Here is a 13329-nt window from a genome sequence, read left to right on the forward strand (position 1 = left end):
CGGCGGACAGCTTTGGATCACTCGCACAAGATCGCGGGAATTCGTGTGGGGGAGTCTACGAGAGCTCGCGGTTCCACAGCCCGGTCCACACGACGCCGAGCTGCGCGGCCAGTCGCCGCACCGTCGACAGCGACATGCCGACGACGGTCGAGGGATCGCCGTCGACCCGGTCGATGAAGGGCCCGCCGAGGCTGTCGATCGTGAAGGCGCCGGCGACCAGCAGCGGCTCGCCGGAGGCGACGTAGGCGTCGATCTCGGCGTCGGAGACGTCGGCGGCGAACGAGACCGACGCGTCGGCGACGGCGTGGACCTCGCGGTCGCCGACGCCCGGCGCGACGCGGATCACGCTGTGCCCGGAGTGCAGGATGCCGGTGCGCCCCCGCATCGCGTGCCAGCGCGCCGTCGCGACCTCGGGCAGGTGCGGCTTTCCGAGCACCTCGCCGTGGATCTCGAACATCGAGTCGCCGCCGATGACGATGCCGTCGAAGTGCGGGTCGTCGGCCCGGAGCGCCGCGGCGACGTCGGCGGCCTTGCGTCGCGCGAGCAGCAGCACGTGCTCGTCGGGGGCGAGGACGCGCCCCTCGCGGGCCTCGACGTCGGCGACGACGGCATCCTCGTCGACCCTCGGCGCGCGCACGAGCGGCTCGATGCCCGCCTGCCGCAGCAGCATGAGGCGAGCCGGTGACGTCGAGGCGAGGCACACGCGCATGCGTCCCACGCTAGCCGCTGCGTCGCGGCCCGCGCCGGCGCGGCGCGTGCGGCGTCGGGTGTGCGGTGTCGGGCGGTGCGGTGTCGGGTGGTGCGGTGTCGGGCGGTGCGGTGTCGGGTGGTGCGGTGTTGAGCTGTGGTCTCTCTGTAGCGCCCTGGTTGTCCTCTCGATCTCGCTCGAGCGCCGCAGCCCCTCGTTCCGTCTGGCCAGGTCCGATTGGCGACACCTTCCTGCGATGGCGCCTCCTCTCTGCTCTCCGGCGCGGGTCGGCTACATCTTCCTGCGATGGCGCTTCATATATGTGGCGCCATCTCAGGGAACTGGCGCCGAACCGGACGGTGTCGCCGATCCGGCGTGGCGCGGCGGCAGGAAGGTGTCGCCAATCGGGCAGGGCGCGGCGCAAGAGCAGGAAGGTGTCGCCAACCGGATCCTGTCGCCGGGCAGGGCGCGGGGCCGGAGCAGGATGGTGTCGCCAACCGGATCCTGTCGCCGATCCGGCCTGGCGCGGCGGCAGGAAGGTGTCGCCAACGGGGCGGGGGACGGGGTGTGGAAGGCTCGTGGGCATGGATGCCGGCGACCTCATCGACCTCGACATCACCGACGTCGCCCACGGCGGCGTGTTCGTGGGCCGCCACGAGGGCCGCGTGGTGTTCGTCCCCGACGCGATCCCGGGCGAGCGCGTGCGCGTGCGGCTCGACGAACCCGGGGCGGGCGCCGCAGACACACGGAGGTTCCGGCGCGGCGAGGTCGTCGACGTCGTGGACGCCTCGCCCCACCGGCGACGTCATGTGTGGCGGCAGGCCGACGTCGACGTGCCCCCGGAGCTGCGACCCGGCGGCGCCGACTTCGGCCACATCGCGCTCGAGCATCAGCGCGGGCTCAAGGAGCGGGTCGTGCACGACGCGCTGCGCCGCATCGGCCGGCTCGACGTGCCGGTCACGATCGAGGCGGCGCACGCCGGCCGCGACACCGTCGGCGAGACGACGGAGGGGACGGCCTGGCGCACGCGCGTCGGGCTCCACGTCGACGCGGACGGCCGCATCGGGCCGTTCGCGGCGCGCAGCCATCGTGTGATCGAGGTCGACGAGTTGCCGCTGGCCACCGCCGGCGTGGAGCGCGCCGCCCTCCTGCCGCGCACGGCGCCGCCCGGCCGCATCGAGCTCGTCCAGCCCGCGGACGGACGGGTGCGCGTCGTCGTCCGCCCGGACTCCCCGCGCGGGTCGCGCCGCGGCCCGGCGGATCCTGCGGCGCGAGAGGTCGTCGTCGAGCGCGCCGGCGGACGCGCGTTCCGCGTCGACGCGGGCGGGTTCTGGCAGGTGCACCGGCTTGCCGCCGAGACGTTGACGGATGCCGTGGGCGACGCCCTCCGCGACGCCGGCGTCGACCCGGAGGCCTGGCACCTCGACCTCTACGGCGGCGTGGGACTGCTCGCCGCCGCCGTGGGCGCGGCCGGCGGCCCTGCGACGCGCGTGACGAGCGTCGAGTCCGATCCGCGCGCCACCGAGCACGCCGGCGAGAACCTCGCCGAGTGGGTCGGCGCGCGCGCCGGCGCCGGCCGCGTCGACCGCTGGCTCGCGGGCGTCGAGCAGACGGCGTCCGTCGCTCAGCGCGAACGGCTGCGCCGCGGCGTCGTCGTGCTCGACCCGCCCCGCGCCGGCGCCGGACGCGAGGTCGTGCAGAGCCTCGCCCGGCTGGAGCCGCGGACGATCGTCTACGTGGCGTGCGATCCCGTGGCCCTCGCGCGGGATCTCGCGACCTTCCGCGACCTCGGGTACGAGACGCACGGCGTGCGCGCGATCGACCTGTTCCCGAACTCCCACCACGTCGAGACGATCGCGGCGCTGACGCGAGCCGACGCTCCGCGCGGCTAGCGCGAGGGCGACCCCGCCACCGGGGTTGGACGGCCGCTCGCACCCGCGCGGAAACCTCTCGCCGAGTGCGCGCCGTCGCCCGAGGTCGCCGCGGCCGCGCGCGCACGGACGGAAGCCTCCGGGAGCGCTCCGGAGCGCATGCCCGACTCCGGTCGCCGCTCCCCGTTCCCGCACGGCACCGGCACTAAGCTGATCGCATGACGCGGGTGGCTCTCATCGACGACCATGAGTCGGTACGACTGGGGCTCGAGGCCGCGTGCGCACGGACGACCACGAAACAGGTGGTGTTCTCGGGCAGCAGCGTCGTCGAGTACCTCAACTGGCGTGCGTTCTCGGCCGCCCCGCCCGCCGACGTCGTCGTCCTCGACCTGACGCTCGGCGACGGCACCACCGTCACCGAGAACGTCTCGCGCCTCGTGCGCGACGGGTCGCCGGTCATCATCCACAGCGTCGCCGACCGGCCCGCGGCCGTGCGCGAGGCGCTCGTCGCCGGGGCCGCCGGAGTGGTGAGCAAGTCGTCGCGCATCGACGACGTCATCGAGGCCATCAGCACCGTCGCGCGCGGCGACTCGCTCGACAACGTCGAGTGGGCGAGCGCCATCGAGGGCGACCGCGCCTTCGCGAGCGCCCAGCTGTCGGCCCGCGAGCGCGACGTGCTGCGCCTGTATGCGGCGGGCCTCCCGCTGAAGGTCGTCGCCGACCGGCTCGGCATCGCCTACTCCACCGCGAAGGAGAACATCACGCGCGTGCGCGTCAAGTACGTGGAGGTCGGCCGCCCCGCCCCCACCAAGGTGGACCTGCTCCGCCGCGCCATGGAGGACGGCCTCGTCGCCGAGGGCTCCGGTGATCGCTGACACGGGGACCGCGCCCGCGGACCGCGCCGTCCGACGGCCCGCCGCGCTCGGCGTGCCGGGCGCCGAGACCTTCACGCGAGCGCGCGTGGAGCGCATCGTCGTGCTCGCCGTCGGAGTGGGCTGCTCGGCGCTCGGGGCGCAGGCGTTCTTCAATGCGCTCGCCTCCGTCCAAGAGCACCCGGGCTGGCACATGGCGCTGCTGCTGGCGGTGTTCGTGCCGCTCGGGCTCATGATCGCCTCGTGCGTCGCCGGCATCCAGGCGCGCGTCTTCTCCGCGATCTTCGCGATCGTGTACCCCGTCGCGCTGCTGGCCTGGCCGGTCGCGACCGCCGGACGCGAGGCGTACTCGGCCGGCCCGCCGTGGGTCTGGTACCTGATCAACGTCGCGACCGTCGCCGCCGTGGTGGCCTTCCCGCTGCTGCTGCAGCTGCTGTGGGCGGCGCTGGTGCCGGTCATGTACGGCGTCGTGCGGCTCGTGCAGGTCGGCTTCACCGACGACAACCTGGTGCGCGTGGGCCTGGACGTCATGTTCGCGCTGATCCTCGCGTACGTCCTGCTGACGATCGCGTGGATGCTGCGCTCGGTCTCGGTCGGCATCGACGACGCGCGCGCGGTCGCGGTGCGCTCCTACGCCGAGGCCGCCACCGCGGACGCGGTGGAGAAGGAGCGGGTGGCGGTGGCCGCGCTCATGCACGACAGCGTGCTGGCCGCCCTCATCGCCGCCGAGCGCGCGACGACGCCGCGTGAGCGCGCCCTCGCGGTCTCGATGGCGCGCGAGGCGCTCACGCGGCTCGCGAACGCCGACCGCGACTCCGGCGAGGGATCTGACGCGCCGGTCTCGCCGGCATCCGTCGCCGACGGCCTCGACTCCGCCGCCGCCGAGTTCCGTGTGCACGTCACGGCCGAGCGGGCGATCGCCGACCACGCGCCCTCGGTGCCGGGACGGGCCGCGACGGCCCTCGTGCTCGCCGCCACGCAGGCGATCGCGAACGCGGTGCAGCACGCGGGCGCCGCGGGCCTGCACGTGCGCGTGGAGGGCACCGACCGGGGCGTCACGATCCGCGTCAGCGACACCGGCGAGGGGTTCGACCCCGACGACATGGCGGACGACCGGCTGGGCATCCGCGCGTCGATCTTCGCCCGCATGGCCGCCGTCGCGGGACGCGCCGAGATCGACAGCGGGGACCACGGCACGGTCGTCACGCTGAGCTGGGAGCATCCGCGATGACGCTGTCGGTGCGCACCGTCCTCTCCGTGCTCGGCGTCGCGTTCACGGCCTACCTCGCGGTGGGCGGGCTCGCCTGGCGGCCCGTGCCGCACCCGCTGCTGCTCATCGCCATGCTCGCCATCTATCTCGTGACGACGTGGCTGTGCATCTTCTGGCCCGCCCGGCAGGCCGCGCCGGATGCCACGGCCGTCCTCACCGCGGGGCTCAGTCGCCGCTTCGTCCTGCCCGGCTGGGCCGCGGCGGTGGCGCTCGCCGTCGCCGCCGTCGTCCCGAGCGTGACGTGGTACGCCGCCGGCCCGGAGTCGCGGCTGGAGTCGTTCGCGACCTGGAGCCTGGGCGGCCTCGCGGCCCTCATGGCGATCGTCATGGTGCGCCGCCGCCCCTGGGTCGCATGGACCGGGGTCGTGCTGCTGACCGCCGCCGCGACCATCTGGATCGGCCTCCTCGACGCGCTCACCCTCGGCGCCGTCGGCGCGGTCGTGTGGGTGGGCGTCGCCCAGCTGCTCACGTGGCTCGTCGACCGCGCGGCACGCGACACGGCCGAGCTGACCGAGGTGCAGCGGCACGCGTCGGAGTGGCTGGCGTCGCAGGAGGGCCGTCGCCGCGAGCGCCGCGTGCAGGTGTGGCGCGCGCTCACCGTCGCGGGACCGGTGCTGACGCGCACGATCGAGACGGGCGGACAGCTGGACGACGACGAGCGGATGCGGGCGCGCCTCGCGGAGGGGAGCCTCCGCGACGAGCTGCGCGGACGGGGCCTGCTCGACGACGACGTCCGCCGCCGGCTCGAGGCGGCCCGCCGCCGCGGCGCGAGCGTCACGGTGCTCGACGAGGGCGGCCTCGACGGGCTGGACGAGCGCGGGCTGCAGACCATCCGCGCCGAGCTCGCCGGGATCCTCGACCAGGCGCACTCCGACCGCCTCTACATCCGCACGTCGCCGCACGACGGCATCGCGGTGACCGTCGTGGGGCGTTCGCGCAGCGCCGACGACGCCGAGGAGAGCGTCGACCTCTGGCACGAGATCGCGCAGCCCCCGCACGCGTAGCGTCGCGCCGGACGGTCGTCGCGGCACGGGCGCGGGCGACCGCATCCCTGTCGGACGGATGCAGGGCCGTCGTCTCGCCTCCGCCGTCCGCACCGCGTTCGCGCGGGCGCGTCACGCCGCGTTCGACCGGCGCAGGAGGCGATCCGTGATGCCGTGACGCGCGTCATCGCCGGCCCAGGAGAGGGGCTGGATGAGGCGAGGGGCGGCGAAGCCGCCCGCCCCTCGCCATGCGAGCGGTTACCCGAAAACCGACTCGCGGGCCGGCCCGACCTGAGAAGAGGCGGGCCAACCGAACGCAGCAGCGTTCCAGCACTTCTAGATTGCCAGCCCGCGAAGAATTCGTCTGTAGGTATTTCGGGGGACAGATCCGCGGCCGCCGTCCGGCCTCCGGTCAGCCGCCGAACCGGCCCCAGCCGAGCTCGCGACGCAGCGGCGTGCGCAGGCCCCGCGCCGACAGCTCCCAGCCGGTGCGTCGCGGCCGGTCGTCGGCGACGGCGGTGGCCGCCTCGCGCGCGTACGACTCGGTCACGACGGCCACGATCGCCGCGAGCTCCTCGGGCGTCGGCGAGCCGCGCAGCACGTCGATGTGCAGCGGCTTGTCGGCGAGGTCGCCGGAGCGGTCCTCGGCAGCGTTGCCCGGGGTCATAGCGGGATGTTACCGTGCTTCTTCGCGGGCATGCTCGCGCGCTTGCCGCGCAGCGCCCGGAGCGCCTTCGCGACGTACACGCGGGTCTGCGCGGGCTCGATGATGGCGTCGAGCTCGCCGCGCTCGGCGGCCAGGAACGGCGACGCCACGTTGTAGGTGTACTCGTTCGCGAGACGGGTGCGCACCGCCGCGACGTCCTCGCCGGCCTCCTCGGCCTTGCGGATCTCGCCGCGGTACAGGATGTTCACCGCGCCCTGACCGCCCATGACCGCGATCTCGGCGGTCGGCCACGCGAGGTTGACGTCGGCGCCGAGCTGCTTCGAGCCCATCACGATGTACGCGCCGCCGTAGGCCTTGCGCAGGATCACGGTCACCAGCGGCACGGTCGCCTCCGCGTACGCGTACAGCAGCTTCGCGCCGCGGCGGATGACGCCGGTCCACTCCTGGTCGGTGCCGGGCAGGTAGCCGGGCACGTCGACGAGCGTGAGGATCGGGATCGAGAACGCGTCGCAGAAGCGCACGAAGCGGCTGGCCTTCTCGCCGGCCTCGATGTTGAGGGTGCCGGCCATCTGCGACGGCTGGTTCGCGATGATGCCGACGGTGCGGCCTTCGACGCGGCCGAAGCCGATCACGATGTTCGGCGCGAACAGCGGCTGCACCTCGAGGAAGTCGGCGCTGTCGACGATGTGCCCGATCACCTGGTGGATGTCGTAGGGCTGGTTCGGCGAGTCGGGGATGATCGTGTTCAGGAACTTGTCGGCATCCGTCGTCTCCCACTCGAACTCGTGCTCGTAGTCGGGGAGCTCGGCCATGTTGTTGTCGGGGAGGAAGCCCAGGAGCGATCGCACGTAGTCGATCGCGTCGTCCTCGTCCTCGGCCAGGTAGTGCGCGACGCCCGAGCGCGTGTTGTGCGTGTAGGCGCCGCCGAGCTCCTCCATGCCGACGTCCTCGCCGGTGACCGTCTTGATGACGTCGGGGCCGGTGACGAACATCTGGCTCGTCTTGTCGACCATGACGACGAAGTCGGTGAGGGCGGGGGAGTAGACCGCGCCGCCGGCCGCGGGGCCCATGATGATCGAGATCTGGGGGATGACGCCGGATGCGGCGGTGTTCAGGCGGAAGATCTCGCCGTACTTGCCGAGGGCCACGACGCCCTCCTGGATGCGCGCTCCGCCGGAGTCGAGGATGCCCACGCACGGCATGCCGTTGCGCATCGCGAACTCCATGATCTTGATGATCTTCTCGCCGGCCACCTCGCCGAGCGAGCCGCCGAACGTCGTGAAGTCCTGCGCGTAGATGCAGACGACGCGGCCGTGGATGCGGCCGACGCCGGTGACGACCGAGTCGCCGTAGGGGCGCGCGCGATCCATGCCGAACGCGGCGGTGCGGTGGCGCACGTACTCGTCGAGCTCGACGAACGAGCCCGGGTCGACGAGCATGTCGACGCGCTCGCGTGCGGTGAGCTTGCCCTTCGCGTGCTGCTTCTGCTGCGCCTTCTTCTCGGCGTCGACGACCGCCTCCTGGTAGCGCGCGCGGAGGTCGGCGATCTTGCCGGCTGTCGTTGAGAGGTCGGGCTGGTCCGTCACGGGTTCCACCCTAGCGAGCGACTCCGCGCAGGCGGTGGCGACCCGCGACAACGGAACACGGCATCCGCTGTCGGCTTCCACGGGGTCGCGGGCCGTCCGGGATGCCGTGCGGTCGGGCCGCGCGTATCGTGGCGGGCATGTCGATTCCATCGGAGGGGTACCCCGAGGCGGCCGCGGTCAGCCCTCGCCTGCACGTCGTCGAGACCACCGACTCGACCAATGCGCTGCTGCTGCGCGCCGTCGCCGACGCGCCGGACGAGCACCCGCACCTGTCGGTCGTGCTCACGCGCGACCAGCGCGCCGGACGCGGGCGGCTCGATCGCACGTGGGTCGCACCGCCCGACACCGCGCTCGCGATCTCGGTGCTGCTGCGCGCGGGCGCCGTGCCGATGCACGCGCGCGGCTGGATCCCGCTCGCGGCCGGAGCGGCCATGTGCCGCGCGCTGCGCACGCAGCTGGGCGCGCACGACGTCGTCCTCAAGTGGCCGAACGACGTGCTGGTCGACGGCCGCAAGATCTGCGGCATCCTCGCCGAGGTCGCCCCGGGCGACCCGCAGGCGGTCGTCGTCGGCGCGGGGGTCAACACTGCGATGCCGGCCGCCGAGCTGCCCGTGCCCACCGCGACCTCGTTCGCCGCGCTCGGCGAGACCGCCGACGAGGACCGCCTGCTCGCGGACTACCTCACCGGCCTGCGCGACCGCGTCGCCGCGCTCGCCGTCGCCGACGGCGCGGCGGACGGCCTGCGCGACGAGGTCGCCGAGCTCTGCGCCACGATCGGCGCCGAGGTCTCGGTGGCCCTTCCCGGCGGCGGCGCGCTGGAGGGCCGGGCCGTCGGCCTCGACGCCGACGGACGGCTCGTCGTCGAGTCGCTCGGGGTCGAGACCGCAGTGGGGGCAGGGGACGTCGTCCACGTGCGCTGATCCGGGCGCGCCGGGGCCGCGCACGCCGTCCCGGCGCGTCACAATGGAGGGGTGACCCAGCCGACCGCGTACATCGGGCGTCCGCTCACCCCCGCTCCGGGGGCCGCCACGGGCGAGCTACGGGTCGCGCGCTTCCGCCCGCACGCGCGGCGTCTGCTGTGGTCGGCGCTCCTCCTCATCGCCGTGTCGGGGGCGGTCGGCTACCTCACCGGCAACCTGCCCGCCCCGTTCGCCGACTGGATGCTGTGGGCCGCGGCGACCGTCGTCGTGCTGCTCCTCGTCGTCATCCCGTACCTGCGCTGGGCCGCGCACACCTACACGATCACGACGCGCCGCATCATCGAGCAGCGCGGGCTGGTCGCGCGGCACCAGTCGGAGCTCAGTCACGTCCGCGGCTACACGATCGCCGAGCGCCGCGGACCGCTGCAGCGGATGTGGGGCTGCGGCACGCTCACCCTCTCGAACGGCGTCGACGCGCCGCTGCGGCTGGTCGACATCCCCCTCGTGACGCTCGTGCACGAGGTGCTCGCGGACCAGGTCGAGGTGAGCCAGATCATCGCGCACCGGGACTCGCAGAGCATCCCGCGCCTGCCCGAAGGCCCCACCCCCGGTCAGCCCGCCTCCTGACGCCGGTCGCCCCCGGCGTGGGCGAAGATGGGTGAGGACGGAAGGAGCGCGATGTCGCTGAAGGTGGGAGTCGTCGGCGGAGGGCAGCTGGCGCGCATGATGATCGCCCCGGCGGTCGAGATCGGCATCGAGCTGCGCGTGCTGGCCGAGGAGCCCGGCATGGCGGCGGCCCTCGCCGCCACCGCGGTGGGCGACTACCGCGACGCCGAGACGGTCCTCGCGTTCGCGCGCGACGTCGACGTCGTCACCTTCGACCACGAGCACGTGCCGCAGGACGTCCTCGCCGCGCTCGTCGACGCCGGCGTCGCCGTGCACCCCGGGCCCGCGGCGCTGGCCTTCGCGCAGGACAAGCTGCGCATGCGTGCGCGGCTGGAGGAGCTCGGGATGCCGCAGCCGGAGTGGGCGGCCGTCGCCGACGCCGCGCAGCTGCAGGCCTTCGTCGACGCCCACGGCGGCCGCGCCGTCGTGAAGACGCCGCGCGGCGGCTACGACGGCAAGGGCGTGCGCGTCGTCGCCGACGCCGGCGAGGCCGCCGACTGGCTGGCCGCGCTCTCCGGCGACGGGCGGCTGCTCGTCGAGGAGCTCGTCGACTTCACGCGCGAGCTCGCGCAGCAGGTCGCCCGTCGGCCCTCCGGAGAGCTGCGCCCCTACCCGGTCGTGGAGACGGTGCAGCGCGACGGCGTGTGCGCCGAGGTGATCGCGCCCGCACCGCACGCGAGCGAGCGGCTCGTCGCGGTCGCCGCCGAGATCGGCGTCGGCATCGCGGAGGGCCTGGGCGTGACCGGGATGCTGGCGGTCGAGCTGTTCGAGACGACCGACGACCGGCTGCTGGTCAACGAGCTCGCGATGCGTCCGCACAACAGCGGCCACTGGAGCCAGGACGGCGCCGTCACGGGGCAGTTCGAGCAGCACCTGCGCGCGGTCCTCGACCTGCCGCTGGGCGATCCCGACCCCCGTGCGCCGTGGTCGGTCATGGTGAACATCCTCGGCGGGCCGGCAGAGGACTCGCTCGCCGACCGGCTGCCGCGCGTGTTCGAGGAGCACCCGGCGGTCAAGGTGCACACGTACGGCAAGGCGCCGCGGCCGGGTCGCAAGGTGGGCCACGTCAACGCGGCCGGCGACGACCTCGACGCCGTCGTGTACGAGGCGCGCGCCGCGGCATCCCTGTTCGCCGACTGAGGGGCCCCACATCGGAGGCCGCGCCGTTGCGGGGATCTCACAGTCGTGCGCCGTAGCCTTGATCGAGTGAACCGGCCGCTGCACTCCTCTCCTCAGCCCCTGGTCGGCGTGGTCATGGGATCCGACTCCGACTGGCGCGTGATGAGCGACGCCTCGCAGGTGCTCTCGGACTTCGCCATCCCGCACGAGGTCGAGGTCGTCTCGGCGCACCGCACGCCCGACAAGCTGATCCGCTACGGACGCGACGCGCGTGAGCGCGGGCTCAAGGTCATCGTCGCCGGCGCCGGCGGCGCGGCCCACCTCCCCGGCATGCTCGCCTCGGTGACCGCGCTCCCCGTCATCGGCGTGCCGGTGCCGCTCGCGACCCTCGACGGGCTGGACTCGCTGCTGAGCATCGTGCAGATGCCCGGCGGCATCCCGGTCGCGACCGTGTCGATCGGCGGTGCCAAGAACGCCGGCCTCCTCGCCGCGCGCATCCTCGCGACGTCCGACGAGCGTCTCGCCGACAAGGTCGAGCAGTACGCCCGCTCGCTCGAGGAGCAGGTGGAGGAGAAGAACCTGCGCCTCAAGGAGTCGCTGTGAGCGTCGCGAGCCCGCCGCGGTCGGCGCCGCCGCGTGGAGGCGGCGCGTTCGCGCAGGAGCGCCCGATGCGGCGTCCCGACACCTCGTCGCCCGAGGTCATGACCCGGCGCGCCTGGTGGCTCGTCGTCCTCAACCTCCTGATCCCCGGCTCCGCGCAGGTGCTCGCGGGCAACCGCAAGCTGGGCCGCGTGGGCCTGGCCGCCACGCTCACGATGTGGGCGCTCGTCGTCGTCTCGCTGCTCGTGTGGGCGCTGTGGCGCACGCTCTTCCTCATGGTCGCCACGCACGGCGTCACGCTCCTCATCGCGCAGGTGCTGCTCGTCGCCTACGCGGTGCTGTGGACGGTGCTCACCCTCGACACCCTCCGTCTCGTGCGGCTCGTCAAGGCACGCCCCCGCGCGCGACTGCCGATCGCGGCGCTGTCGATCGTCGGTCTCGTCCTCGCCGGCGGCGGCGCCGTCTACGCGTCGCAGATCACCGGCACCACGCGCGACACGCTGGGCGCGATCTTCGGGGCGACCGGCCCCACCGTGCCGCCGTCGGACGGCTACTACAACATCCTCCTGCTCGGCGCCGACAGCGGCGAGGGCCGTGACTCGATGCGCTTCGACAGCATCTCGGTCGTGTCGGTCAACGCCGACACGGGGGCCGTGACGATCACCGGCATCCCGCGCGACATGCCGCACTTCCCGTTCGCCGCCGGGCCCATGCAGGAGCTCTACCCCGACGCGCACGAGGGCTACGAGGACGACGACTGCGGCTGGAACAGCGGCATCAACCAGCTCCGCACCGAGGTGGAGGTGTGCCGCGACGGCGACGCGCTCTACCCCGAGGCGACGGCGAACCACTCCAGCCCCGGCGTGGAGGCGACGAAGGATGCCGCGGAGGGCATCCTCGGCATCGAGATCCCGTACTACGTCTTCATCGACATGCACGGCTTCGCGGCCCTCATCGACGCGCTCGGCGGCGTGGACATCACCGTCGAGGAGCGCCTGCCGATGGGCGGCGGTCCCTCCTACGAGGGCGAGCCCGCGGAGGACTGGGCGATCGGCTGGATCGAGGTCGGCGCGCAGCACATGAACGGCGACACCGCGCAGTGGTACGCGCGGTCGCGCTACACGACGAGCGACTTCGACCGCATGAAACGCCAGCGTCAGCTGCAGGCCGCGATCCTCGCGCAGTTCAACCCGTCGAACGTGCTGACGCGGTTCAACGAGGTCGCCGCCGCCGGACAGGCGATCGTCGAGACCGACATCCCGCAGTCGATGCTCGCCTACTTCGTCGACCTGGGCCTGAAGGCCAAGGAGCAGCCCCTGCAGACCATCGAGCTGACCCCCGAGGGCGGCATCGACGAGTACGACCCGGACTACGCGTACATCCGCGAGCTCGTCCAGAGCGTGCTGCACCCGCCGACGCCCACCGAAGCGCCCGAGGGCTGACCCGTGCCCGCGACGCTGAAGGTGATCCTCGATCAGCTGGCGGTGCCGCTCGGCCCGCTCGCCGAGGTCTCGCGCGAGCTCACACGGGCGCTCGTGAGCACGGCGCCCTCCGGGTGCGAGGTGGCGGCCGTGGTGCCGTCCGCCGGCGCCGAGCTCGACGACGTCCCCGGTCTCGCCGAGGTCGTCGGCGCGCCCCTGCCGCGGCGCGAGCTCGTCGCGGCCTGGCAGCTGGGCATCGCGCCCGGCGTCGGCGGGGGCATGATCCACTCGCCGACGCTCGTCGCCCCGCTCGTGCGGCACGACCGCGTGCACGATCACGACCAGTGCGTCGTCACCGCGTGGGACCTCACCCCGTGGGAGGCCGCCGACACGCTGTCGCGCACGAGCCAGGTCTGGCACAAGAACCTGCTGCGGCGCGTTGTGCGCCACGCCGACGTCGTCGTCGTCCCCACGCACGCGCACGCGGACCGCCTCCGCGAGCTCGCCAAGCTGGGCGAGCGCGTGCGGGTCATCCCGGGCGCGGCGCCGGCGGGCTTCGCGACCCCGGGCGACGAGATCGGCCGGCGCCGTGCGCTCGGCCTCCCGGAGGGCGCCGTGGTGCTGTGCGCCGCGACGACGGACGCGACGGACGCCGCGTTCGCCGCC

At 73.7% G+C, this 13329-nt stretch carries 13 protein-coding genes; 10 read left to right on the forward strand and 3 right to left on the reverse strand.

All coding sequences use genetic code 11. The annotated features are described in order from the left end of the window. Nucleotides 1-55: 55 nt before the first annotated feature. Nucleotides 56-709, reverse strand: coding sequence for a Maf family protein (locus tag WML84_RS00270; RefSeq protein WP_347344150.1), 654 nt, complete (start codon nt 707-709; stop codon nt 56-58). Between the two features lie 563 nt (nt 710-1272). On the opposite strand from WML84_RS00270, the gene WML84_RS00275 reads away from it, so the two are divergent. From WML84_RS00275 to WML84_RS00290, 4 genes are all read left to right on the forward strand, one after another. After that, nucleotides 1273-2580, forward strand: a complete 1308-nt coding sequence (locus tag WML84_RS00275; protein WP_347344151.1) for a TRAM domain-containing protein — start codon at nt 1273-1275, stop codon at nt 2578-2580. 197 nt (nt 2581-2777) lie between these two features. Further along, on the forward strand, nt 2778-3434 hold the full coding sequence (locus WML84_RS00280) for a response regulator transcription factor (RefSeq protein ID WP_347344152.1): 657 nt from the start codon (nt 2778-2780) through the stop codon (nt 3432-3434). Continuing rightward, nucleotides 3424-4662, forward strand: a complete 1239-nt coding sequence (locus tag WML84_RS00285; RefSeq protein WP_347344153.1) for an ATP-binding protein — start codon at nt 3424-3426, stop codon at nt 4660-4662. Before WML84_RS00280 ends, WML84_RS00285 begins: the two co-directional genes overlap by 11 nt. Continuing rightward, nucleotides 4659-5705 carry a hypothetical protein gene (locus WML84_RS00290; protein WP_347344154.1) on the forward strand — a complete coding sequence of 349 codons (1047 nt, stop codon included), beginning with the start codon at nt 4659-4661 and terminating at the stop codon, nt 5703-5705. The genes WML84_RS00285 and WML84_RS00290 overlap by 4 nt, the downstream gene beginning before the upstream one ends. Nucleotides 5706-6096: 391 nt before the next feature. On the opposite strand, the gene WML84_RS00295 is transcribed toward WML84_RS00290, so the two are convergent. Further along, nucleotides 6097-6351, reverse strand: a complete 255-nt coding sequence (locus WML84_RS00295) for an acyl-CoA carboxylase subunit epsilon (RefSeq protein WP_347344155.1) — start codon at nt 6349-6351, stop codon at nt 6097-6099. Continuing rightward, nucleotides 6348-7946: an acyl-CoA carboxylase subunit beta gene (locus tag WML84_RS00300; protein WP_347344156.1), complete on the reverse strand. Its 1599-nt coding sequence runs from the start codon at nt 7944-7946 to the stop codon at nt 6348-6350. Before WML84_RS00300 ends, WML84_RS00295 begins: the two co-directional genes overlap by 4 nt. 128 nt (nt 7947-8074) lie before the next feature. Here WML84_RS00300 and WML84_RS00305 point away from each other — a divergent pair, with 128 nt between their 5' ends. From WML84_RS00305 to WML84_RS00330, 6 genes are all read left to right on the forward strand, one after another. Continuing rightward, the gene (locus WML84_RS00305; RefSeq protein ID WP_347344157.1) at nt 8075-8857 is read left to right on the forward strand and encodes a biotin--[acetyl-CoA-carboxylase] ligase; all 783 of its coding nucleotides are present in this window, start codon (nt 8075-8077) and stop codon (nt 8855-8857) included. A 51-nt stretch (nt 8858-8908) separates the two neighbouring features. Then, complete coding sequence (locus WML84_RS00310) at nt 8909-9484, forward strand: PH domain-containing protein (protein WP_347344158.1); 576 nt, start codon at nt 8909-8911, stop codon at nt 9482-9484. Between the two features lie 51 nt (nt 9485-9535). Then, a complete protein-coding gene (locus WML84_RS00315) occupies nt 9536-10663 on the forward strand; it encodes a 5-(carboxyamino)imidazole ribonucleotide synthase (RefSeq protein ID WP_347344159.1) in 1128 nt (375 codons plus the stop codon). Nucleotides 10664-10777: 114 nt separating this feature from the next. Then, complete coding sequence (purE, locus tag WML84_RS00320) at nt 10778-11245, forward strand: 5-(carboxyamino)imidazole ribonucleotide mutase (RefSeq protein WP_347344163.1); 468 nt, start codon at nt 10778-10780, stop codon at nt 11243-11245. Continuing rightward, nucleotides 11242-12684: an LCP family protein gene (locus WML84_RS00325; protein WP_347344160.1), complete on the forward strand. Its 1443-nt coding sequence runs from the start codon at nt 11242-11244 to the stop codon at nt 12682-12684. The genes purE and WML84_RS00325 overlap by 4 nt, the downstream gene beginning before the upstream one ends. A 3-nt stretch (nt 12685-12687) precedes the next feature. Further along, nucleotides 12688-13329 (forward strand): glycosyltransferase (locus tag WML84_RS00330; RefSeq protein WP_347344161.1); only part of this gene is annotated, 642 nt, incomplete at its 3' end.

This window comes from Microbacterium sp. (assembly GCF_039812165.1).
Taxonomy (GTDB): Bacteria; Actinomycetota; Actinomycetes; order Actinomycetales; family Microbacteriaceae; genus Microbacterium.

Coding starts and splice junctions, on each gene's coding strand:
- WML84_RS00270 (WP_347344150.1), bottom strand. CDS start 709: ATGCGCGTGTGCCTCGCCTCGACGTCACCGGCTCGCCTCATGCTGCTG.
- WML84_RS00275 (WP_347344151.1), top strand. CDS start 1,273: ATGGATGCCGGCGACCTCATCGACCTCGACATCACCGACGTCGCCCAC.
- WML84_RS00280 (WP_347344152.1), top strand. CDS start 2,778: ATGACGCGGGTGGCTCTCATCGACGACCATGAGTCGGTACGACTGGGG.
- WML84_RS00290 (WP_347344154.1), top strand. CDS start 4,659: ATGACGCTGTCGGTGCGCACCGTCCTCTCCGTGCTCGGCGTCGCGTTC.
- WML84_RS00295 (WP_347344155.1), bottom strand. CDS start 6,351: ATGACCCCGGGCAACGCTGCCGAGGACCGCTCCGGCGACCTCGCCGAC.
- WML84_RS00305 (WP_347344157.1), top strand. CDS start 8,075: ATGTCGATTCCATCGGAGGGGTACCCCGAGGCGGCCGCGGTCAGCCCT.
- WML84_RS00315 (WP_347344159.1), top strand. CDS start 9,536: ATGTCGCTGAAGGTGGGAGTCGTCGGCGGAGGGCAGCTGGCGCGCATG.
- purE (WP_347344163.1), top strand. CDS start 10,778: ATGGGATCCGACTCCGACTGGCGCGTGATGAGCGACGCCTCGCAGGTG.